Raw genomic sequence first — 22,694 nt, 5'->3', positions numbered from 1 at the left:
AACGGCTTACGGCCCGCACGCGGGAACGGCTTCGGGAACGGCAACGCGAACGCCTCACGGCCCGCGCGAAGAAAACGGCTTTACCGCCCGTGGAATACTGGGCGTGATCCCTTGTACTCCTACGGAAACGGCAGCCAGCTCATGGCCTCGGTCAATTCCCTCGCTTCCACGCTCCAGCAGCAGCTGGCGGACGCCCTGACGGCAGCTCTGCCGGATGCCGGCACCGCGGACCCGCTGCTGCGACGTAGCGACCGGGCCGACTTCCAGGCCAACGGCATCCTGGCCCTCGCCAAGAAGCTCAAGGGCAACCCGCGCGAGCTCGCCTCGCAGGTCACCGCCGCGATCCCGGCGGGCGGCCTGATCAAGGAGATCGAGGTCTCCGGCCCCGGCTTCCTCAACGTCACGCTCGCCGACAGGGCGATCATCGAGACCCTCGCCGCGCGCGCCGCGGACGACGAGGGCCGGCTCGGTGTGCCGTACAACAGCGCCGCGGGCACGACCGTCATCGACTACGCGCAGCCGAACGTGGCCAAGGAGATGCACGTCGGCCACCTGCGTTCCGCCGTGATCGGTGACGCGATGGTGCAGATCCTGGAGTTCACGGGCGAGTCCGTGATCCGCAGGCACCACATCGGCGACTGGGGCACCCAGTTCGGCATGCTCATCCAGTACCTGACCGAGCACCCGGGCGAGCTGACCCACGAGGGCGCCGGCGGCGAGGCGGAGGGCGAGGCCGCCATGTCCTCGCTGAACCGGCTCTACAAGGCCTCCCGCGCGCTCTTCGACTCCGACGAGGAGTTCAAGGCCCGCTCCCGGGACCGCGTCGTGGCGCTCCAGGCCGGCGACGCGGAGACGCTCGCCATGTGGCAGCGCTTCGTCGACGAGTCGAAGATCTACTTCTACTCGGTCTTCAACAAGCTCGACATGGAGATCCGGGACGCCGACATCGTCGGCGAGTCCGGCTACAACGACATGCTCGAGGAGACCTGTCGCATCCTTGAGGAGTCGGGGGTCGCCGTCCGCTCCGAGGGCGCGCTCTGCGTGTTCTTCGACGACGTGAAGGGCCCGGACGGCAACCCGGCGCCACTGATCGTCAAGAAGTCGAACGGCGGTTACGGCTACGCGGCGACGGACCTCTCCGCGATCCGCGACCGGGTGCAGAACCTCAAGGCGGACACCCTGCTGTACGTCGTGGACGCCCGGCAGGCCCTGCACTTCAAGATGGTCTTCGAGACCGCCCGCCGGGCCGGCTGGCTGAACGAGGACGTCAAGGCCGTACATCTCCCCTTCGGCACGGTGCTCGGCAAGGACGGCAAGCCGTTCAAGACCCGCGAGGGCGAGACGGTCCGGCTGGCCGACCTCCTGGACGAGGCGATCGACCGGGCGTCCGCCGTCGTGCGCGAGAAGGCCAAGGACCTCACCGAGGACGAGATCACCGAGCGGGCCACGCAGGTCGGCATCGGCGCGGTGAAGTACGCGGACCTGTCGACGTCGGCCGCCCGCGACTACAAGTTCGACCTGGACCAGATGGTCTCGCTGACCGGCGACACCAGCGTGTACATCCAGTACGCGCACGCCCGGTCCCGCTCCATCAAGCGCAAGGCGGGCGAGCTGAAGTCCCAGCCCCACCCGGAGCTGGAGCTGGCCCCGGCCGAGCGCGCGCTGGCCCTGCACCTGGACCAGTTCGCCGAGGTCGTGGCCGAGGTCGCCGCCGCGTACGAGCCGCACAAGCTGGCCTCGTACCTCTACCAGCTGTCGTCGCTCTTCACGACGTTCTACGACCAGTGCCCGGTGCTCAAGCCCGAGGTGCCGGGCGATGTGGCCGAGAACCGGCTCTTCCTCTCGGACCTCACCGCCCGCACCCTGCACCAGGGCATGGAGCTGCTCGGCATCCGGACCCCCGAGCGCCTCTGACCAGGACGTCGGTCAGTCAGTACGGATTCCGTACGCCCCGGCCCGGTGGCCGTGACCACGAGGGACGCTAGTCCCACTCCTTGGTCACCCACTGGGCCGTGTCGTACCGGTACATGTACTTCGGCCGCGCCTGGATGCTGCTGGTACGGAACGGCTTCCCGCCGTCGTCGATGCGCAGCATCCCCGTCCGGCCGCCACTGCTCCACTCCAGGTCCAGGTACCAGCTGACGTCGTGCCCCTCGACGTGGACCTTGAGGTCGAACACCTCCACATCGGTGGAGGACACCCGGAACGGGAAGTCCTTCGGCGGCACCCGCTCGTCCCCCTGCTGCCCCGCCACCGGGGTGAGGTTCGGCCGGCCGTCGTCGAGGTCGACGTCGAAGGACTGCGGGGTGATACCGCTCCCGCAGCCCTCGCCCATCGAGTACGCCGACCACGCCAACGGCGCCTTCCGGGACAGCGTCCGCACATGCAGTCCGTTCAGCACGACGGCCTGCCCCGACTTCCCCTGCACGGTGAGCTCGAGCTGCATGCTGCCGCCGTCCACCCCGCCGAGCGCCTTGGCCCAGCCCCGGGTGCCCTGCGGCGAGGGCGGCGGAGGCACGTCCTCCGGCTTCTGGTCCAACACGTAGTGCTGGCCGCAGGGCTCTTCCCAGTTGTACGAGCTGATGGTGGCGCTCAGCGGCACGCCCCCGCTCTGCCGCCCACTCGAACCGGATCCCGTGCCGCGCCCCCCGGTCGTGGCGGAGGCGCCGCCGGACGGCGGGGACGAGACGGTCGCCGAGCCGGACGGCACGGGCTTGCCCGACTTCTTCGCCCCGCTCGGTGAGGCGGTGGCGCTCGCGTCGTGGCCGGGCCCGGCGAGCTCGGGCTCGTCCGGGTCCTTCGGGTCCACGGCGGGTGCGTTGCTGAGATCGTCCTTGTCCGTACCCGACAGATTGCTGACGACGATCGAGGCCGGCACGGTCAGCGCGACGACGGCGACGGCCGCGAGCAGCACCCGCGTCCGTGCGGAGGCCAGGAACCGCCGGGGCCGTCCCGCCCCACCGGCCAGGATCGCGGGTTCGGATTCGGGCGTGAGCTCGGAAACCGCATCCCGCACCGGCTCCGCAGGCGCAGAAGCAGGCGCAGGCGCAGGCGCGGAAACAGGATCAGGATCAGGATCAGGCGCAAGAACAGCCTCGGGCGGCGCAGCCACGGCAGGGCGTCTACGCGCCGCATCCGCCACGATCCACCGCCGGTGCAGCTCCACCAGCTCCTCCGGGGTCGCCGCACACAACCGCGCCAGCCGCTCCACCGGGGCGTACTCATTGGGCACCGCGTCCCCGTTGCAGTACCGGTGAAGTGTTGACGTACTGACGTGCAGTCTTCCGGCAAGGACCCCGTAACTGCGTCCCGAACGGTCCTTCAGTTCCTTCAGCAGAGCCGCGAATTCTGCGGCCTCCGGCGTCGCCACTGCAGCGTTCCCCCTCCTTGTCCGTCCCGGAACACCGTTCCAGGGACGTGGAATCTGCCCAGGTCACAGTACGCGCAGCCATTCCAGCATCCCCAATGGGCTGTTCGGCGTTGCGGCCGGAATCCGTCACCCCGCAATCTGTGGACACACCGCAGCGACCACTGGGACAACGCAGTGCGAATCCACTTCCGCATCGAGCTCATCGATGCCGTGGCCATCAGCGTGGTGATCGTGTCCACCACGATCGTCATCGCCCTGATCTGCCACAACTGACCGAACATCAACACCGGCCCACGCACGGGGAGTACCACCACCATGCGCAACAACCGCATCCGCACCACCGCCCTCGCCGCGACCGCCCTCCTGGCCGCCCTCTCGCTCACCGCCTGCAACGGCACCGAGGACGGCGCGATGTCCGGCCCGTCGACCACGGCGAGCGACTCCGCCGCCACGGACACGGGCAAGGAAACGGGCAAGGACACCCAGGGGACCGGAGCCGACACCGACTCCGGCACCGACTCCAAGTCCCCGGCCGAGAACACGGCCTCCGGCTCCAAGAACTCCACCGGCTCCACCAGCGGACGGAAGAGCGACACCAACGGCCAGAGCAGCACCACCGGGAACAGCAGCAAGTCCCCCGTCACCTGCACCGGCTCGAACACCAAGGTCACCGTCACCAAGGTGAGCCGCCCCATCAACCACCTGCTGCTCACCGCGACCAACACCGGTTCCGGCCCCTGCTACGCCTACCACGCCCCGGCGCTCCGGTTCGACGACGCCCAGGCCGCCTTCCCGGTCCTCCGCGACAGCATCCCGCAGGCCGTGGTCACCCTTGAGCCGGGGCAGTCCGCCTACGCCTCGATCGGGCTGTCCGGTGAGCCCGACGGCCAGGAACTGCACAAGGGCACCCACCTCTCGGTGTACTTCACCGGCAAGGCCAACCAGGGCTCCACGGGTGCCCCGGCCGAGCTGACGCTCCCCGCCGGCACCTCCTGGGGCGACAACGGCTTCGTCACCTACTGGCAGAGCGAAATGGACGCCGCCCTCACGTACTGATCCTCCGGTGCCCGGTCCCGGCGAAGGCGGCGAGCTCGGACACGCTACCCGCGGGCCGAGAGACGGCCCGCGGACAGGGCCGTCCGGACCGCCGCCTCGATGTCATCGCTCTGGGCGTCCGAACCCCCGGGGCCGAGATTCACCATGACCGTCGCCCGCCTGCCGTCGACCGTGGCACCGGCCATGGTCTCGAACCCCAGGAAGTCACCGGCGTGCCCCCAGTAGAGACCCCCGCCGGGCAGCGGCCTGCTCTCCAGACCGAGGCCGTACGCACGGCCGTCCTCGTTGCCGGTGTCCCGGGTCCTCATCATTTCCCGGAGCTCGGCCGGGTGCAGCAGGTCTCCGCGGAGGAGGGCGCCCAGGAACCGGTTGAGGTCGGTGCCGCTGGAGATCATCCCGCCGGCCGCACCGCCGACGGACGGGTCGACCTCCGTGATGTCCAGGAGCGGCGCGTCCTCGCCGGGCTGCGCGTAACCGCGCGGGTGCGGTCCGGGGATCGCCGAGGCGCGCGGCACGTATGTCTTGCGCAGATGCAGCGGTTCGATGATGCGCTTGCGGATCTCCTGGGCATACGTGTGACCAGTCACCTTCTCGATGATCAGGCCGGCGAGCAGGTAATTCGTATTGCGCTTCGTCACGTGTACGTCCTCAATCCTTGAAGTCACGGCAGCGGCGACGCACCTGACGGTTCATCAATCTCCGCTGCTCTGTGCCCTCCACGGTGCCCGCCGGGTGCGGGTCGGCACGATGGGGCGGTCATCCGCATCGGCGATCGGGGTATCCCCCCTTGTCGCGGTGACCGCACCCACTCCGCGACCACCACGAAGGCGAGACTCGGCGCTCCGGCAACTCACGTTCCCCCGAGGGCAGTCGATCGTAGAATCGGAGATCGAGCCCGAGGGGGAAACGTGCGTACGAAGAGCGGTCGCATACCGCCGTCATCACGCAGCCACGCTGCCGCTGCCGCGACCGCCGCCACGGTCGCGGCGCTGGCGCTGATCACCGGATGCGGGAAGGCGGGCGACGACCATCCGTCGGACCTGACCCAGGCATCCGCCACCGCCGTCGCCCCGCCGGCCCCCTCCGTGAACCCGTCGTACGGAGAGCAGTTCCTCGCCGAGGGTGAGTGCGCGGCCGCCGAGCCGGGCCAGAAGGTCGTCTACCGCGAGGTTCCCTGCGACGGCCCCGAGGCCGTCGCGAAGGTCATCTACCGGGTCGACACCGGCTTCCCCGATCCGTTCGAGGCCACTCTCTGTTCCGACAACTCCGACTTCGCGGTCAACGTGCCGGTCAGTATCGCGATCCTGGAGGACAAGCCGGTCTCCGGCGAGGGTTACGCCTGCATGCGCAACCTGAAGGCCCCGCACCCCGGCGACCCCGGCGGGGGCGGTGGCCCGCGGATCGAGGTCGGTGACTGTGTGCACAGCGCGGCCAAGAACGGGAGCCCTGTCTCGGAAGTGGCCTGCCGCACCAAGGGCAAGAAGGACGGCGCCACCCACAAGGTCACGAAGATCCTTGAGGACGCCGTCGTGGGCGGCTTCGACGACCCGTGCGACGGCGAGGCGGACGCCATGTTCACCGAGAACTCGTTGATCGACAACGACCCGGTGCACAGCGAACGCCTCCTCTGCGCCGACAAGCTCTAGCCGCTCTCCGACTGCTGCGGAACGTGGAGTCGGCCAGTCTCAGCCAGTCGGTCGGTACGCGGTCCTCAGGCGCCGTCCCGCGTACGGGGAGCGCGCCGCATGGCCCACAGCTTCGGTCCGCCGCCCGGCAGTTCCGCCTCGCCGAGCACGGTGAAGCCGAAGTGCTCGTAGAAGGGCAGGTTGTCCGGCTTGGAGGACTCCAGGTAGACGGGCAGGCCCGCCGCGTCGGCCTTGGCCAGGCCCGAACGCAGCAGTGCCGCCCCGTGCCCCTGCCCCCGGGCGGCCGGGTCCGCGCCGACCACCGCCAGATACCAGTGGGGCTCCTTCGGCCCGTGCTCGGCCGCTGCCTCGACGGCCTCACGGAACAGCGGAGCCCGGTCGCCGAGAATGTTCTCGAGCTCCTGGACGGTCTCCGCGTCGGGAACGGCCTTCTCCTGGCCCTCCGGCGACACCCAGAAGGCGGCCGCCGCGCCGGTCCGCTCGCACACGCCGTGCCGGACGTACTGCCGGGCGAAGATCGTGCTGAAGTAGCGGGCCATCCCCTCCTCGCGGGAGGAGTCCTCGGGGAAGAACCAACGCATCATCGGGTCGTCGTCGAAGGCACCGGCCAGCATGCGGCCGATCTCCTCAGCATCGTCGACCGTTGCCGTTTCAGGGGTGTTCGTTATCGACATACGACCCATTCTGCACTCTTGATGATCAACAACGGCCGGCGGGCCGCCTGCTACCCGATCCAGGTCTCCACGGATTCGGCGCTGTACACGGGTGCCCCGAGAAATAGATTCGACGGAGGGCGGCCGATGGCCGCGACGTTCACGAGCGTCATCCGGACCCGCCGGCGCCCGCTGGACGTGTCCCGCCAGCGCAGCCACTGCCCGGCCGCCAGCCGACGGGCAGGAGGAGCGGTGACCCGCCGGTTCCGGTCGGCGAAGACGCGTACGCCGTCGGCCTCCACCGCGAGCCGCAACGGCGTGTCGCTCTCCAGCGGGCGAAGACTGTCGATCGTACGGAAGCGCGGCACGAACCCGTTCGGCTCGTCGCAGTCCACACGGTGGACAACGGGCCCGGACACCCCCTCGGGCAGCAGGAACCCCTTCGGCACCCGGCTTCGAAGTCGGGCACCCTCGCCGCCCCGGGACGACACGGTCCACCGCACGACGATCATCTGCACGACCACGCTGCCCGTATCCACACCGCCGAGCATCCCAGAACACACACCGGACCCGGCCGACCGCACACCCACTCGTTAGCATCGCCCGCATGGCAATGTTCGTGCACCTGACACCTGCGGCGAACGCTCCACGCGTCCGCCGCTCCGGAATACGGGCCATCAGCCACGGCCGCGACGCCTCATTGCCACGGGGCCTCTACTGCTTCCCCGTCCTCCCCTCGTACACCCTCACCCACCAGTGGCTGCGCGAACTGTCCAGGCGCAGCGGCCCGCGCGGACTCGTCGCCGTGCACATCCGCCTGCCGGACGACGAACCCGTCACCCTGGGCCGCTACCACCGCGACCCCGCGACCGTCACGGCGGCCGAAGCCGTACGCCGGGTCTCCGCCCTGCCCGACCCGCGCGGCTGGGAGGTGTTCGTCCCCCGGCCGGTCACCAAGCGCGAGGTGCACCGCATCCGCGCGGTCAGCCAGGTCACCGGCTGGCGCTACTTCCCCGACTCGAACGGCAAGGTGCCCTGCACCTGCTTCGGCTGCCGGGTACGCGGCGAGTACGGCTCGCAGCGCCTGCGGCAACGCCGCCCGCACCCGCTCGACGGCCCTCCCCCCGCCTCCGCGGTCCTCGTGCGCCGGATCGCCGCGGCGGGCAGCCCCGGCGACTCCGAACAACTCGTCCAGGCCCTCCACTGGTTCGGGATGCGCCGACGGGGACCGGTCGACAAACTGGCGCACCTCGCGGACCACCCGGACCCGAAGGTCCGCAGGGCCCTCGTATGGGCCGTCGAGAACTGGTCGAGCCCGGCCGCCAAGGAACTCCTCCACCGCCTCGCCCAGGACCCGGACGCGACGGTCCGGGAGGCCGTCGAATGGACCCCGCCCGAGCCCCGGTCCTGACGGGACTCGCACCCGTACAGATTTCTTGTACGGGTCATGCGCGCGTGACGCGAGCGCGCACGTGGAAGTTCGCTCCGTATGCACCCCGGAAAGCGGAAGCGCAAGAACGCGTCGGCAATGAAACTCGTGGGCAGACTGGTCGCCGTCTTCCGCAGGGCGGCCGGCCTGACCCAGGCCCAACTCGCGGACCTGGTGGGCCATCAGGTGGAGACGATCGCCTCCATCGAACAGGGCAGACGCGCCCTGCTGCCCGACCTCGCCGCCAAGTTGGACGAACGGCTGGACATCAAGGGCGCGTTGAAGGAGGCGGTGGCGAACCTGCCGGAGATCGACCTGGTCCCGGCGTGGGCGGAGGAGTACTTGTAACTGGAACGGGAGGCCCTGGCGCTGTCCTGGTACGACAACCAGGTCGTACCGGGCCTCCTCCAGACGAGCCGCTACGCCGAGGCGGTGTTCCGCAATCGGGTCCCGGCCTTCAGCGAGGAGAAGGTCGCCATCCAGACGGAAGCCCGCTTGGAACGCCAGGAGATCCTTCATCGGCCGTCGCCCCGACCATCAGCTTCGTCGTCTGGGAACCGGTCCTGATGCTCCAACTCCTCGACGACGATGGGCATGCGGAGCAGCTGAACCACCTGCGGACGTGTGCCGCGCTCCCCGGCATCTGCCTCCAGGTCCTGCCGCTGAACCACCGCACCCACGCCGGACTGAACGGCCCCTTCACCCTGCTGGAAACGCCGGACTTCCAGCGCGTCGCCTACTCCGAGACACAGCGCGGCAGCCTGCTCGTCTCCGACCCCGATGAGGTCAGCATCCTCGCCCGGAAATATGCGATGCTGCGAGCCCAGGCCCTCAGCCCCGAGGCCACCGTGGGCCTGCTGGACCGTCTGCTGGGAGAGCAATGAGCACTGCACGTAAGTGGTTCAAGTCCAGCTACAGCGGCGACGAGGGCGGGCAGTGCCTCGAAGTCGCCTACGACTGGCAGAAATCAAGTTACAGCGGCAGCGAAGGCGGCGAATGCGTCGAGATCGCCGCCCACCCCGCCGCCATCCACATCCGCGACTCCAAGAACCCCGACGGCCCCGTCCTCACCGTCGCCCCCACCACCTGGACGGCCTTCGCCGGCTTCGCCGCCGACCCGCGACTCGTCTGAGCCCACGTCCCCGGGAGGAATACCACCGCCATGGCTGTCATCCACCACACCACCCTGACGCCCACCAAGCTGGAACTCCTCACCACCTGGCTGCCCGCACAGCCCTGGTACCGCGGCACGGGGCAGCAGCCCGAGCTGGCCCGGACCGGCGGATTCCGCCTGGACGACCCGAAGGGCGAGGTCGGGATCGAGTTCATGGTGGTCACCGACACCTCGGGGGACCAACCAGCCGAGTACCAGGTGCTGTTCAGCTACCGAGGCGCACCGCTCCCGGGCGCCGACGACGCACTCATCGGCACGACCGAGCACGGCGTGCTGGGGCAGCGCTGGGTGTACGACGGGGCGCATGACCCTGTCGTCGTGGCCCAGCTGCTCGCGCTCGTCGTCGGCGAGGCCGAGCCGCAGATGCAGAGCACGAGCGACACCCCGGACCCGTCCGTCACCGCCCGGCTCGACGAACCGGGCATCACGGCGGAGCTCGCCGCCTCCACCGCCACCAACAGCCCGGACGGCACAGCCATCCTGGTCACGACGGCACCCGACGGGCGCCAACTCACCCTCCGCGTCAACCGCGAACTCCGGCCCGGCCGGCCCGGCCAGAGCGCGAACGGCCAGGCGCTCGGCCACGTCACCGCGCCCGCACCACTGCCCGACGGCACCACGGCGCCCACCACGTTCGTCGAGGTTCACGCACACCCGTAGCCGCACCGCGCCACACCGCACTGCGGCGCCCGGCCGATTGTCAGTGGCCGCGCCTAGAGTCGTGGTCATGGCGACGCTCCCGAATCCGCTTCCGTCCCTGGCCACGTCAGGGCTCCAACTCCCGCCCGGCTCACTGGTGGACGCCACGATCGACGGCACCTGGCACGAGCCACTGCTCTGGTGTGCCGATGAGCCCGCGACCCACGGCACATGGCGCACGCTGCGCGCGGCCGGGCGGGCGGGCGGGCTGCTCCCCGTGCTGATAGACGGTGGGCGGCGCGACCAGTGGCCCGACACCTGGGACCTGATCCCGGACAGCACGTCGTACCCCGGCGATCACGACGCCGAGGAGGTGCTCAGCGAGTACTGGGAGGACTGCGCGCCCGAGGAGCTCGACGCCGCAGAAGGCGACTGGCCGGGCCTGGCCCCCGTCCCGGCCGCCGAGGGGCAGGACACCCCCGACGACCTGGCGGCCGCGATCGCCGAGGAGTGCGTCGGCCCGGACGGCTGGTACGCCGGCTCACGGCTGGCGCTCGTCCCGGCCCGGCGCAGCGCGGACATACCGGCGGCGATCGGCTGGTCGGGTCCGGTCAACTACGAGGAGGACACGGCCCGGCTCAGCGCCGTGCTCCGCTCCTGGGAGGACCGCTTCGGCATACGGGTCGTGGTGCTGGGCTTCGACACCCTGATGGTCTCGGTCGGCCGCCCGCCCACCACCCTCCCGGAGGCCCGCGCGGTCGCCGCCGAGCACTTCGCGTTCTGCCCGGACAACATCGAGCAGAACCCGCCGTACGACCTGGACGTCTACGCCGAGAAGATGGTGCTGAACCAGGAGACCTGGTCCTTCTGGTGGGACTGACCCGAAGCGACCGGAGGCCTTAGGTACGGCAACTCATGTGCCGTACCGGGGCGCCCGGTTGAATCACACGCATGCCCGACAACCTCACGGACGAAGCCCCCGACCGCACCGACGGCCCCCGGCACACCTGGATCGCCTCGCTGATCTCCACGGTCGTCACGCTCCCGCTCGCGTTCTTCGCCCTGGTGTACAGCATGCTTTCGCCGATGGCCTGCGACTCCTGCTCGGAGGCGGATGCCGACCGATTCGACGCGAGTTTCGGTCCGGCCTGGACGGTCTCCTGCTGCGGCCTGCTGCTGGCTCTGGTCGTCCTGGTGGCGAGCTGGGTGTTCACCAGGCGCAGGCCACCGGCCGCGATCGGCCTCGCCGTGGCTGCGCCCGCCACCGTGTTCTTCACCTGGGTCGCCTTCATGACCCTGATCAACTGGCCCTGAATCTCCGGACGGAGGAACACCGCCCATGAACCCCGAGTCGGCCCCGGACGACACCACCCGCGCCGACCGCCTCGCCCATCTCTCCCGCCTCGTCGAGGAGTACCGCGCCCTGCCGGCCGACAGCGACAGGAAGCGCGAGATCATCGCCGAACTGGACGGCAACGCGGCCGCGCAGCCGTTCCTCGTCTCGGTGCTCGCCGACGCGGGCGAGTACGACCTCGCCCGCGTCGAGTGCGCCACGGTCCTGCGTCTGTGGCCCCCGGCCGACCCCGACCTGCGACACCGCGCGGGCAGAGCACTGCTGGCGGCGCTGAACGACCCCGAGGAGGATCTGGTACGCCAGTACGCGGCGATGGCACTCGGCCCCTACGCATCGGACGACCCGGCGGTCGCCGAGGCCCTGATCGCCGCCGGGGAGTCCGAGGAGGACCCCCTCGTCCGGGCCTGCGCGAGGTCGGCCCTGGAAGAGGCGGGCCTCGCCTGAGCGCACCCGGTCGCAGGACCGGCCGACAAAGCCGGGCATCGCGGACTGTTCCTCCGGAAAGGCCGTCCGGTACAAGGTCATCGCTCCCACCGGACAGGCCCCGAGACAACCTGATCGCGATCCGGAACATCTTCTCTCACAAGCCCGCGCCACCGGTACGGGACGGTGAACGAGGAGCTGGACCATGGCCCGACGCCCCAACCGCCCGACCCGCCCGACCCGCCATCGCAGACTCGCTGTCGACTACCCCCGCCGGGGGAAACGTACTTGGCGCCGCTGGGTCCCTTCGTGGCGGCAGGTGCTGAGCGGGGTCATGCTCGGACTCGTCGCGCTGACAGGCCTGTTCGCCGCGGTGTACGCGTCCGTCGACATCCCGGACGAGAACGACGAGGCGCGCAGGCAGGGCACCGTCTACTACTGGGCGGACGGCAGCCAGTTGGTGAGCGTGGGCGCGGTCAACCGGCAGAACGTCACGCTCGCCGACATACCCGACTCGGTGGAGAACGCGGTCATCGCCGCCGAGAACGAGACCTTCTACTCCGACCCGGGGGTATCGGCGACGGGAATCGCCCGCGCGGCCGTAAGCATCGTCACGGGCGGTGAGACCCAGGGCGGCTCCACCATCACCCAGCAGTACGTGAAGAACACCTATCTCAGCCAGGAGCAGTCGGCCACCCGGAAGTTCAAGGAATTCTTCATCTCGCTGAAGCTGAACAACAAGCAGGGCAAGAAGGAGATCCTCCAGGGGTATCTGAACACCAGTTGGTTCGGCCGCGGCGCCTACGGCATCCAGGCAGCGGCGAACGCGTACTACGGAATCCCCGCGAAGGACCTCGACCCCAGCCAGGCGGCGCTGCTCGCGTCCCTGCTCAAGGGGGCGGAGCAGTACGACCCCGCGGGCAGCAAGGCCAACCACGAACGCGCCGTCGACCGCTGGGAGTGGATCCTCGACCGGCAGGTGGAGATCGGCACGATGACGAAGGCCGAGCGGGCCACGTACCGGAAGTTCCCCGAGCCGAAGCCGGCCGCTAAGCCGACCAGCCTCGGCGGCCAGACCGGCTATCTCGTCGACATCGCCAACAAGTACATCAAGAAGCGTTCGGGCCTCACCGACAAGGACCTCTTCCGGGGCGGCTACCGGGTGCACACCACCTTCGACAAGGCCAGGGTGGGGCAGCTGGAACGGGCCGTGCGGAGCGTACGCAAGCGCGACTTGGACCCCGAGAAGCGTCCCGAGGACAAGTACGTCGAGGTCGGCGCCGCATCCGTGCGCTCCGACGGGGCCGTGGTCGCGGTGTACGGCGGAGCCGACGCGGTCACCCACTTCGCCAACAACGCCGACACCGCGGGCGTCCCCGTCGGCTCGGCCTTCAAGCCCTTCGTACTGGCCGCGGCCCTTCAGCACGGCGACGGGATCACCCTGGACAGCGGCTACGACAGTGGCGGGCGTCTGATCAAGGACGGCCCGTACGCGCCCCCCGCCCCGTCGGGTTCCGGCCCCGGCCAGACGATGGTCACGGCGCCGACTTCCCTGCGCGATGCGCTGATCAAGTCGTCCAACGCCACCTTCACGCTGCTCGGCAAGGACATCGGGCTGAAGAAGGTGAAGGAACTCGCGGTATCGGCCGGGCTGCACAAGGAGAGCCTGGCCCGTCTGGACAAGTCCTTCCCCCTTGGCACGTCCACGCCGAGCGCGGTCAGGATGGCGGACGCGTACACCGCCTTCAGCAACGAAGGCATGCGGGCCGACCCCTACTCGGTGACCGGGATGACCCGGGACGGCGAGAAGGTCGAGGGCTTCGGGAAGCCCGAGCCGCGGCGCGCGATGGACGTCTCGGTGGCCAACGACGTGAACAACACCCTGGGGATGCTGGCCTGGACGCGGCTCGGCCAGGACGGGAAGCTCGCCACGTTCGCCAGGATCAAGGCTGCCGACAACCTCTCGGCGGGCGCGACCGGCGAGGACGACCGGATGAAGTCGGCGTGGTTCATCGGCCACGCCGACGGGCTGACCACGGCCGTCACGATGTTCCGCAACAAGCCGGGCACCCCTCAACTGCTGGGAATGCAGGGCGTGGGCGGGTCCGATTCGGAACGCGGCAACGTCTTCCCGCTCCGGATCTGGAACGCCTACGTCACGGGGAAGTAGGCCCATGGGCCAGGGGCTGACAACGGCGTGGGGCCGAGAGCCGGCAACGGCATGGGGCCAAGAACTGACAACCGGACAGAGCAGCACTCCGCGCATTGGTCTTGACCAATATCCTATTGTGTGAAGAACTTGGCCGAAGCTGCCACGGAATCTTTACAAGCACCTCCGCTGGAGAGACACGCCCCCATGCGCATATCCGCAACCGCCGCCACCGCATCCGCAGTTCTCGGCGGAGCCCTCGTCCTCGGTCTCACGGCCGTCCCCGCCGCTCAGGCCGCGCCCGCCGCCGATCCGACGGCCTGCACCACCGATGCCTTCGGAATCGCCGGAAAGTACGGCGAGTTCGTCCTCGGTGACGACGTCCACACCCCCGACGCGGAAGGCGCGGTGGCCGTGGGCGGCAACGCCGACTTCCGCGGCGGCTTCAGCGCCGCCAACGAACTGACGGCCGCCGAGGTCGACGCACTGCCCGGCCGGGCGTCGCTCGTCGTCCGCGGCGACCTGCTCAACGGCAGTTCGGTCACCGCGGTGATGAAGGGCAACGCGGTCGTCGGCGGCAAGGTCAGCGACCGCGCCCTCGAAATGCACTCCGGCACCTTCGGCAAGAACGCCGGACTGATCGATTTCGACGCCGAGTTCGGCAAGCTCCGGGCCTACTCCGCCGCACTGGCGAAGGAACCCGCGACCGGCGGCACCGAAGTGGAACTGAGCGGCAGCAAGCTCACCCTGGAGGGCGGGAACACCACCCGCAACATCTTCAAGGTGACGGCCGATCAGCTGGAAGCGGCCAAGGACATCTACCTCAAGGTCCCCGCCGGCTCCACCACGGTCGTCAACGTCAGCGGCACGACGTACGACATGGCCAAGGCCGGCACCACCGGCTTCTTCCTCTCCGGCGGCCAGGACTACGTACTGGACGACAAGCTCCAGAGCGCCTCCGACGGCAAGGTCCGCGCCCGCCTGCTGTGGAACTTCCCCGAGGCCACCACCGTCACCAAGAGCAGCCAGGCCGCCTGGCCCGGCAGCGTGCTGGCACCCGGCGCACACCTGGAGCTGGGCACCGGCGCCCCGGTCAACGGCTCGGTGTGGGTCGCCTCGCTGCACGGCTCGGGCGGCGCGGAGACGCACCACTTCCCCTTCACCGGCTGCCTCCCGGAGACCGGCGGAACGACGCCTCCGGCCACCCCGACCCCGGGCAACACCCCCGGAACCACACCCCCGACCGGCACGCCCTCCACCCCGGCGAGCACGCCCCCGGCAAGCGGCACACCGTCCGCCGGTTCGTCCGAGTCCGCACCGGCCACCCCGGCCCCGTCGCAGAGCACGACGCCCGGCGGCAAGGACGGCGACCTGGCCTCGACCGGCAGCAGCGGCACGATCCCGCTGGTCATCGGCACCGCCGTGGTCCTCGCCGCGGGCACCGGCCTGACCGTGGTGGCCCGCCGCCGCTCCAAGCGGGCCTGAAACAGCACGGTGCCTGTGGGAACCCCGCACCCGCGGGGCCCCACAGGCACCGTCACCTCACTGAGCCAGCCACTCCCGCAGCAGCCGCTCCCGCTCCGTCCCCCGGGGCGTCCCGTCCCCCGACGTACGGCCCCACTCGGACATCGCCGCCAGCGTCGTGGACATCGTCGCGGCACCCTCCGTGAGGCGGGCCATCAGTGCGCGGGAGAGGTCGACCTCGGTCTCGGGGTAACCGACGGCCGCAGCCGCGTAGGCCGCCAGCCGGTGCTCGCCCCTGGACGATTCCACGCGCACCCTCATCATCGGCGGGGGACCCTCCACCCGGCCCGTACCCATGGGCAGAGCCAGGTGCATCACCGTGTCCACAGCCAGGTCCTTGACCACGGCTGCCCGCCGCATCAGGGACTTCTCGGGGATGTCCGCCACCGTCAGGGCACGCACGTCCTCCCACAGGTGGAGGCCGGACTGCCCGTCGCCGACCGCCACCACCCCCTCGGGGGTCAGCCGCACCCCGGGCCCCATGCCGGACGGCTTCGCGCCCACGTACACATCGCCCTCGGCGATCCAGAACAGGCCGACCATGGCCATGGATTGCTCACTTCTCCCCGATGACGGCACCGCCGCCATGTCTCACAAATCCGTTCGCTCCGAACGGCCGGATCGCCCTCCGAGCAACGGCCCGAACGCGGCCTAGCGCCGCCCCAGCCGCTGCGCGACCTCAGTCGCCCAGTAGGTGAGGATCATCTGCGCCCCCGCGCGCCGGATCCCGGTCAGGCTCTCCAGAATGGCCGCCTCCCGGTCGATCCAGCCCTTCTCCGCGGCGGCCTCGATCATCGAGTACTCACCGCTGATCTGGTACGCCGCGACCGGCACGTCCACCGAGTCGGCGACCTTCGCGACGATGTCGAGGTACGGACCGGCCGGCTTCACCATGACCATGTCGGCGCCCTCTTCGACGTCGAGCGCCAGCTCGCGCAGCGACTCACGGGCGTTCGCCGGGTCCTGCTGGTACGTCTTGCGGTCGCCCATGAGCGAGGAACCGACGGCCTCGCGGAACGGCCCGTAGAACGCCGAGGAGTACTTCACGGTGTAGGCGAGGATCGAGACGTCCTCGTGGCCCGTCTGGTCGAGCGCGTCGCGGACGACACCGACCTGGCCGTCCATCATGCCGCTGGGGCCCACCACATGGGCGCCCGCGTCGGCCTGGACCTGTGCCATCTCGGCGTAACGCTCCAGCGTCACGTCGTTGTCGACCCGGCCGTCCTCGGTCAGCACACCGCAGTGGCCGTGGTCGGTGTACTCGTCCAGGCACAGGTCCGACATGATGACGAGATCGTCACCGACCTCCTGGCGCACCGCGCGCAGCGCCACCTGGAGGATGCCGTCCGGGTCGGTGCCCGCCGTGCCCCGGGCGTCCTTCTTCTCGTCCTCGGGGACACCGAAGAGCATGATCCCGGAGACCCCGGCCGACACCGCCTCGACGGCGGCCTTCCGCAGGGTGTCCAGGGTGTGCTGCTGCACGCCGGGCATGGCCGAGATGGCGACCGGGGCGTCGATGCCCTCGCGCACGAACGCGGGCAGGATCAGATTCGCCGCGTCGAGCCGTGTCTCAGCGACCATCCGCCGCATCGCCGGGGTCGTCCGCAGCCGCCGGGGGCGGGAGCCGGGGAAGTTTCCGTACACAGTCATCCTTCGAGATTAGACCCGTACACATCACCGTCTTACCGACACCCGTGCCGGAAAAAGACCGCGGAACGGGTGCAGAGCGGGCGCGGGACGAGCGCGGAACGGGCAAGGGCCCGGCCGCCGAAGCAACCGGGCCCCTCACACGTTCCGGACACGTTCCGACCGCGCGGGTCAGGTCGTCGTACGACGCCGCCGCGCTCCGGGACGCCGCTCGCTCGGCCGCGTCACCGGATCGCCGGCCTCCTTCGCCGCCTCCCGGCGCCGCGCGCCGAACTCGGCCAGCGCCTCGGCCAGCTTGTGCACCGAAGGCTCCGGGGAGAGGACGTCGACCCGCAGGCCGTGCTCCTCGGCGGTCTTCGCCGTCGCCGGGCCGATACACGCGATCACCGTCACGTTGTGCGGCTTGCCCGCGATGCCGACCAGGTTCCGGACGGTCGAGGACGAGGTGAAGAGCACCGCGTCGAAGCCGCCGCCCTTGATCGCCTCGCGGGTGTCGGCGGGCGGCGGCGAGGCGCGGACCGTGCGGTACGCGGTGACGTCGTCGACCTCCCAGCCCAGCTCGATGAGCCCGGCCACCAGCGTCTCGGTGGCGATGTCGGCACGCGGCAGGAAGACCCTGTCGATCGGGTCGAAGACCGGGTCGTACGGCGGCCAGTCCTCCAGCAGACCGGCGGCGGACTGCTCACCGGACGGCACCAGGTCCGGCTTCACACCGAAATCGACCAGCGCGGCGGCGGTCTGCTCACCCACGGCCGCGACCTTGATCCCGGCGAAGGCACGGGCATCGAGCCCGTACTCCTCGAACTTCTCCCGGACGGCCTTCACCGCGTTGACGCTGGTGAAGGCGATCCACTCGTAACGGCCCGTGACCAGGCCCTTGACCGCGCGCTCCATCTGCTGGGGCGTACGGGGCGGCTCGACGGCGATCGTCGGGACCTCGTGCGGCACGGCACCGTAGGAACGAAGCTGGTCGGAGAGCGACGCGGACTGCTCCTTGGTACGCGGTACGAGCACCTTCCAGCCGAACAGCGGCTTGGACTCGAACCACGCGAGCTGGTCGCGCTGGGCTGCGGAGCTGCGCTCACCGACCACGGCTATGACGGGCCGGTGACCCTCCGGGGAGGGCAGCACCTTCGCCTGCTTCAGGACCTGGGCGATCGTCCCGAGGGTCGCCGTCCAGGTGCGCTGGCGGGTCGTCGTACCGGCGACCGTCACGGTCAGCGGGGTGTCGGGCTTGCGGCCGGCCGAGACCAGCTCACCGGCGGCCGCGGCCACCGAGTCGAGCGTCGTCGAGATGACGGCCGTGGCATCGCTGGCGCCGACCTCGGTCCAGCAGCGGTCGGACGCGGTACGGGCGTCGACGAACCTGACGTCCGCGCCCTGCGTGTCACGCAGCGGCACACCGGCGTACGCGGGCACGCCCACGGCGTTGGCGACGCCCGGCACGACCTCGAAGGGGATGCCGGCGGCAGCGCAGGCGAGCATCTCGGCACCCGCGTTCCCGTCCAGTCCCGGGTCGCCCGAGACGGCACGGACGACCCGCCTGCCGCCCCTCACTGCCTCCATGACAAGATTGACCGCATCCCTGAGAACGGGAACACCGGCGGCTGCTGACTGCGCGTCAACAACCGTCAGCTCAGGTGCGCTTGCGCTTGCCCGCGCATGGCAGCGAACGACGCCGAGGACGTCCGGCTCGGCGACAAGGACGTCCGCGCTCGCAAGCGCCTCGACGGCGCGCAGAGTCAGCAGTCCCGGGTCGCCGGGACCGGCGCCGAGGAAGGTGACGTGCCCTTGTGCGGACAGGGCCGGAAAGTCGGATGCGGCGGGGCCGGTGGGGCTCAAAGTGCTCGCTCCCCCATAAGACCGGCCGCACCCTTGGCAAGCATCTCGGCCGCGAGCTCGCGACCGAGGGCCGCCGCGTCGTCCTGCGACGTGGGAACGGGACCGGTGGTGGACAGCTGCACCAGCGAGGAACCGTCGGTGGAACCGACGACACCGCGCAGGCGCAGTTCGTTGACAGCCTGTCCGTCGACCAGGAGGTCGGCCAGCGCACCCACAGGTGCGGAGCAACCGGCCTCCAGGGCGGCGAGCAGGGCACGCTCGGCGGTCACGGCGGCCCGGGTGTACGGGTCGTCGAGCTCGGCGAGCGCGGCGGCGAGGTCGGCGCTGGTCTCAGCGCACTCGATCGCCAGTGCTCCCTGGCCGGGAGCGGGCAGGACGGTGTCGACCGACAGGAAGTCGGTCGCCTCACCGCTCCGGCCGAGGCGGCTGAGCCCGGCCGCGGCGAGTACCACCGCGTCCAGCTCACCGCTCCGGACGAATCCGATACGCGTATCGACGTTCCCCCGGATCGGCACGGTCTCGATGTCGAGGCCGTGGTTCCGGGCGTACGCGTTGAGCTGCGCCATGCGGCGCGGCGAACCGGTACCGATGCGGGCACCGGACGGCAGCTGCTCGAAGGTCAGCCCGTCCCGCGCGACCAGTACGTCGCGCGGGTCCTCGCGCACCGGCACGGCGGCCAGCACGAGGCCCTCGGGCTGCGCGGTCGGCAGGTCCTTGAGCGAGTGGACGGCGAAGTCCACCTCACCGCGCAGCAGCGCGTCGCGCAGCGCCGCGACGAACACACCGGTGCCGCCGATCTGCGAGAGGTGCTCCCGCGAGGTGTCGCCGTACGTGGTGATCTCGACGAGCTCGACGGCGCGCCCGGTCACCTCGCTGACGGCGTCGGCGACCATGCCGGACTGCGCCATGGCGAGCTTGCTGCGCCGGGTGCCCAGCCTCAGCGGCTTGTCGGCCCCCGCGACCGGGGTTGAGTTGTCGGTCATGACCGCCCTCGATTCGGGTCGTTCAGGTCTGCCCGGGAGACGGCTGCGACCGTCTGCGGGTCGAGGTCGAAGAGTTCCCGCAGCGCATCGGCGTACCCGGCGCCGCCGGGCTCGCTGGCGAGCTGCTTGACCCGCACGGTGGGCGCGTGCAGGAGTTTGTCGACGACGCGGCGCACGGTCTGCGTGATCTCGGCGCGCTGCTTCTCGTCCAGATCGGGGAGGCGCCCGTCGAGCCGCGCGATCTCGCCCGCGACCACTCCGGCGGCCATCGTGCGCAGCGCGACGACGGTCGGGGTGATGTGGGCGGCGCGCTGGGCGGCGCCGAAGGCGGCGACCTCGTCGGCGACGATGGTGCGCACCTGGTCCACGTCGGCGGCCATCGGGGCATCCGCCGACGCCTCGGCGAGCGACTCGATGTCGACGAGGCGCACACCGTCGAGCCGGGCCGTCCCGCCGTCGATGTCGCGCGGCATGGCCAGGTCGAGCAGGGCCAGGCGTACGGGGCCGGAGCCCTGGGCGGGCACGGTGGCCCGCGGGGCCGTCCGGTGCACCGTGGCGGCGCTGCCGTTCTCCACCCAGGCGGCGTGCCGGTCGGCGTCGGCCGGGGCGGGCACCGAGAGCGTGGCTGCGGGCGTCTCGACGGCGTCGCCGACGTCCAGGCCGAGCGCGGTGGCAACGGCCTCGGCGGTCAGCACGAGACCGGTCGCGCCGGTGCAGGAGACGACGACATCGGCACGTGTCAGTTCATCGCGGACCGCGGCCATCTCCACGGCACGGGCGGTCACGCCGGTGCCCCCGGGCTGGACCAGGATCTCGACGAGCCGGTCGGCGCGGGCCCGGGTCCGGTTGGCGACGACGATCTCGGCGACACCGGTACGGGCCAGGGTGGCGGCGGCGAGCGAGGACATCGAGCCCGCGCCGATCACCAGGGCGCGCTTGCCCGCGGCCCAGTCCGCGACGTCCGCACCGGCCGCGAGCTGCTCCAGGCCGAAGGTGACGAGCGACTGCCCGGCCCGGTCGATCCCGGTCTCGCTGTGGGCCCGCTTGCCGACCCGCAGGGCCTGCTGGAACAGGTCGTTCAGCAGCCGGCCCGCGGTGTGGAGCTCCTGCCCCAGTGCCAGCGCGTCCTTGATCTGACCGAGGATCTGGCCCTCGCCGACGACCATCGAGTCCAGCCCGCACGCCACCGAGAAGAGGTGGTGGACGGCCCGGTCCTCGTAGTGCACATAGAGATACGGAGTGAGCTCGTCCAGGCCGACGCCGCTGTGCTGGGCGAGGAGCGTGGACAGCTCGGCGACGCCCGCGTGGAACTTGTCCACGTCGGCGTACAGCTCGATGCGGTTGCACGTGGCCAGGACGGCGGCCTCGGCCGCGGGCTCCGCGGCGAGGGTGTCCTGGAGCAGCTTGGCCTGCGCCTCGGCGGCCAGCGAGGCCCGCTCCAGTACGGAGACCGGGGCGCTGCGGTGACTCAGTCCTACGACAAGAAGACTCATGCCGGCATCACGGCGGGCATGTCCCCGTCGGGTCCCTTCCGTCCGGTGGAGGCCGAGCGCACCGGGGGTGCGGACGGGTCCGAGCTGCCCTCGGCGGTCTCCTCGCCGGCCTTGCGCTGCTCGTGGAAGGCGAGGATCTGCAGCTCGATGGAGAGGTCGACCTTGCGGACGTCCACGCCGTCGGGCACGGACAGCACGGTCGGCGCGAAGTTCAGGATGGAGGTGACGCCCGCGGCGACGAGCCGGTCGCAGACCTGCTGCGCGGCACCGGCCGGGGTCGAGATGACACCGATCGACACGCCGTTGTCGCCGACGATCTGCTCCAGTTCGTCGGCGTGCTGGACGGGAATGCCCGCGACCGGCGTTCCGGCCATCGCGGGGTCGGCGTCGATCAGCGCGGCGACCCGGAAACCACGGGAGGCGAAGCCGCCGTAGTTGGCGAGCGCGGCGCCGAGGTTACCGATGCCGACGATCACGACCGGCCAGTCCTGGGTGAGCCCGAGTTCGCGGGAGATCTGGTACACGAGATACTCGACGTCGTAGCCGACACCGCGCGTCCCGTACGAGCCGAGGTAGCTGAAGTCCTTGCGCAGCTTGGCGGAGTTGACCCCCGCCGCCGCGGCGAGTTCCTCGGACGAGACCGTGGGTACCGAGCGCTCGGAGAGCGCGGTCAGTGCGCGCAGGTACAGCGGAAGTCGGGCGACGGTGGCCTCGGGAATTCCTCGGCTACGGGTCGCCGGTCGGTGAGTTCGGCCAGTTGCCACGGTGCTCCTGCGGGATGAGCGGGGCTGCAGGCGGCCGTAGTTCCCAAGACCGCCCCGTCGAATGCAGGCTATGTCTTTGTGAACGCGTGCACAAAGATAGTGTCCGTTTTGTCCGGTCAAAGTGACCGGGGTCACGCACATTCGTCGCGCGATCCCGGAACCAAGGATCGCATCAGCCCGTTGCGGGCCCGAAGGGAGCAAAGCGGCACACACTCCTCACAGCCACTCCCCCGAGAGCACTCAAAACGCCCATGATGGTAACCGGCTTTCGCTCACGAGCGCAGTGCCGTGCGCAGCCTCCCCGGGTCCACCCGCCAGAACGTGTGCTGTTGGTCATCGATCAGCACCACCGGAATCTGCTCCCAGTACTCCCGGTACAGCTCCTCGTCCACGGTGATGTCCTTCTCCTCCCAGGACGCGCCGGTCTCCTCGCACACCTCCCGCACCACCTGCCTCGCGTCGTCACAGAGGTGACACCCGGGCTTCCCGACCAGGGTCACCACGCGCTCCGAGGGCTTCTTCTTCGTACGTCGCAGCAAGGCACTCAT

General features: G+C 70.4%; 22 protein-coding genes and 1 pseudogene. 12 read left to right on the top strand and 11 right to left on the bottom strand.

Features of this window, described 5'->3' with window-relative positions; all coding sequences use genetic code 11:
• The first annotated feature begins 141 nt into the window (after positions 1-141).
• Entirely contained in the window at positions 142-1,914 is a 1,773-nt protein-coding gene (gene argS / locus OG842_RS22355; protein ID WP_266733744.1) for an arginine--tRNA ligase, read from the top strand.
• Between the two features lie 67 nt (positions 1,915-1,981).
• Here argS and OG842_RS22350 read toward each other — a convergent pair whose 3' ends face one another.
• Entirely contained in the window at positions 1,982-3,370 is a 1,389-nt protein-coding gene (locus OG842_RS22350; RefSeq protein ID WP_266732009.1) for a helix-turn-helix domain-containing protein, read from the bottom strand.
• A 315-nt stretch (positions 3,371-3,685) separates the two neighbouring features.
• Between OG842_RS22350 and OG842_RS22345 the strand changes: the two genes are divergently transcribed.
• Positions 3,686-4,426, top strand: coding sequence for a DUF4232 domain-containing protein (locus OG842_RS22345; protein ID WP_266732007.1), 741 nt, complete (start codon positions 3,686-3,688; stop codon positions 4,424-4,426).
• A gap of 44 nt (positions 4,427-4,470) precedes the next feature.
• Here the strand turns inward: OG842_RS22345 and OG842_RS22340 are convergent, their stop codons facing one another.
• On the bottom strand, positions 4,471-5,064 hold the full coding sequence (locus OG842_RS22340; RefSeq protein ID WP_266732005.1) for a serine hydrolase domain-containing protein: 594 nt from the start codon (positions 5,062-5,064) through the stop codon (positions 4,471-4,473).
• Between the two features lie 270 nt (positions 5,065-5,334).
• Between OG842_RS22340 and OG842_RS22335 the strand changes: the two genes are divergently transcribed.
• Positions 5,335-6,072 (top strand): hypothetical protein, encoded by a 738-nt coding sequence (locus OG842_RS22335; RefSeq protein WP_266732004.1) that lies wholly within the window; start codon positions 5,335-5,337, stop codon positions 6,070-6,072.
• 65 nt (positions 6,073-6,137) lie between these two features.
• On the opposite strand, the gene OG842_RS22330 is transcribed toward OG842_RS22335, so the two are convergent.
• Both OG842_RS22330 and OG842_RS22325 read right to left on the bottom strand, forming a co-directional pair.
• On the bottom strand, positions 6,138-6,755 hold the full coding sequence (locus OG842_RS22330) for a GNAT family N-acetyltransferase (RefSeq protein WP_266732003.1): 618 nt from the start codon (positions 6,753-6,755) through the stop codon (positions 6,138-6,140).
• Between the two features lie 41 nt (positions 6,756-6,796).
• Complete coding sequence (locus OG842_RS22325) at positions 6,797-7,264, bottom strand: hypothetical protein (RefSeq protein WP_266732001.1); 468 nt, start codon at positions 7,262-7,264, stop codon at positions 6,797-6,799.
• Between the two features lie 68 nt (positions 7,265-7,332).
• On the opposite strand from OG842_RS22325, the gene OG842_RS22320 reads away from it, so the two are divergent.
• From OG842_RS22320 to OG842_RS22280, 9 genes and pseudogenes are all read left to right on the top strand, one after another.
• Positions 7,333-8,136: a HEAT repeat domain-containing protein gene (locus OG842_RS22320; protein ID WP_266731999.1), complete on the top strand. Its 804-nt coding sequence runs from the start codon at positions 7,333-7,335 to the stop codon at positions 8,134-8,136.
• Between the two features lie 117 nt (positions 8,137-8,253).
• Positions 8,254-9,038, top strand: a pseudogene (locus OG842_RS22315) (helix-turn-helix domain-containing protein).
• Positions 9,035-9,286 carry a DUF397 domain-containing protein gene (locus OG842_RS22310; RefSeq protein ID WP_266731997.1) on the top strand — a complete coding sequence of 84 codons (252 nt, stop codon included), beginning with the start codon at positions 9,035-9,037 and terminating at the stop codon, positions 9,284-9,286. Before OG842_RS22315 ends, OG842_RS22310 begins: the two are co-directional and overlap by 4 nt.
• A 30-nt stretch (positions 9,287-9,316) precedes the next feature.
• On the top strand, positions 9,317-9,988 hold the full coding sequence (locus tag OG842_RS22305) for a maltokinase N-terminal cap-like domain-containing protein (protein ID WP_266731995.1): 672 nt from the start codon (positions 9,317-9,319) through the stop codon (positions 9,986-9,988).
• 67 nt (positions 9,989-10,055) lie between these two features.
• Positions 10,056-10,847 (top strand): DUF4253 domain-containing protein, encoded by a 792-nt coding sequence (locus OG842_RS22300; protein ID WP_266731994.1) that lies wholly within the window; start codon positions 10,056-10,058, stop codon positions 10,845-10,847.
• 71 nt (positions 10,848-10,918) lie between these two features.
• Entirely contained in the window at positions 10,919-11,281 is a 363-nt protein-coding gene (locus OG842_RS22295; RefSeq protein ID WP_266731993.1) for a DUF983 domain-containing protein, read from the top strand.
• A gap of 25 nt (positions 11,282-11,306) precedes the next feature.
• Positions 11,307-11,765: a hypothetical protein gene (locus OG842_RS22290; protein WP_266731991.1), complete on the top strand. Its 459-nt coding sequence runs from the start codon at positions 11,307-11,309 to the stop codon at positions 11,763-11,765.
• Positions 11,766-11,949: 184 nt separating this feature from the next.
• On the top strand, positions 11,950-13,914 hold the full coding sequence (locus tag OG842_RS22285) for a transglycosylase domain-containing protein (protein ID WP_266731990.1): 1,965 nt from the start codon (positions 11,950-11,952) through the stop codon (positions 13,912-13,914).
• A gap of 186 nt (positions 13,915-14,100) precedes the next feature.
• A complete protein-coding gene (locus OG842_RS22280; RefSeq protein WP_266731988.1) occupies positions 14,101-15,378 on the top strand; it encodes a choice-of-anchor A family protein in 1,278 nt (425 codons plus the stop codon).
• A gap of 57 nt (positions 15,379-15,435) precedes the next feature.
• Here the strand turns inward: OG842_RS22280 and OG842_RS22275 are convergent, their stop codons facing one another.
• The 7 genes from OG842_RS22275 to OG842_RS22245 all read right to left on the bottom strand — a co-directional run bounded on the left by OG842_RS22275 (position 15,436) and on the right by OG842_RS22245 (position 22,694).
• Positions 15,436-15,966, bottom strand: a complete 531-nt coding sequence (locus OG842_RS22275) for a hypothetical protein (protein WP_266731987.1) — start codon at positions 15,964-15,966, stop codon at positions 15,436-15,438.
• A 102-nt stretch (positions 15,967-16,068) separates the two neighbouring features.
• Positions 16,069-17,067 (bottom strand): porphobilinogen synthase, encoded by a 999-nt coding sequence (gene hemB / locus OG842_RS22270; protein ID WP_266731985.1) that lies wholly within the window; start codon positions 17,065-17,067, stop codon positions 16,069-16,071.
• A 168-nt stretch (positions 17,068-17,235) separates the two neighbouring features.
• Complete coding sequence (locus OG842_RS22265; protein WP_266731984.1) at positions 17,236-18,906, bottom strand: bifunctional uroporphyrinogen-III C-methyltransferase/uroporphyrinogen-III synthase; 1,671 nt, start codon at positions 18,904-18,906, stop codon at positions 17,236-17,238.
• Positions 18,903-19,889: a hydroxymethylbilane synthase gene (hemC, locus tag OG842_RS22260; protein WP_266731983.1), complete on the bottom strand. Its 987-nt coding sequence runs from the start codon at positions 19,887-19,889 to the stop codon at positions 18,903-18,905. Before hemC ends, OG842_RS22265 begins: the two co-directional genes overlap by 4 nt.
• Positions 19,886-21,382 carry a glutamyl-tRNA reductase gene (locus OG842_RS22255; protein ID WP_266731982.1) on the bottom strand — a complete coding sequence of 499 codons (1,497 nt, stop codon included), beginning with the start codon at positions 21,380-21,382 and terminating at the stop codon, positions 19,886-19,888. Before OG842_RS22255 ends, hemC begins: the two co-directional genes overlap by 4 nt.
• Positions 21,379-22,146 carry a redox-sensing transcriptional repressor Rex gene (locus OG842_RS22250; protein WP_266731981.1) on the bottom strand — a complete coding sequence of 256 codons (768 nt, stop codon included), beginning with the start codon at positions 22,144-22,146 and terminating at the stop codon, positions 21,379-21,381. Before OG842_RS22250 ends, OG842_RS22255 begins: the two co-directional genes overlap by 4 nt.
• A gap of 272 nt (positions 22,147-22,418) precedes the next feature.
• Entirely contained in the window at positions 22,419-22,694 is a 276-nt protein-coding gene (locus tag OG842_RS22245; protein ID WP_266731979.1) for a glutaredoxin family protein, read from the bottom strand.

Source organism: Streptomyces sp. NBC_00376, from assembly GCF_036077095.1.
Classification (GTDB): domain Bacteria; phylum Actinomycetota; class Actinomycetes; order Streptomycetales; family Streptomycetaceae; genus Streptomyces.
This window is presented reverse-complemented; position numbering and strand designations above follow the sequence as displayed.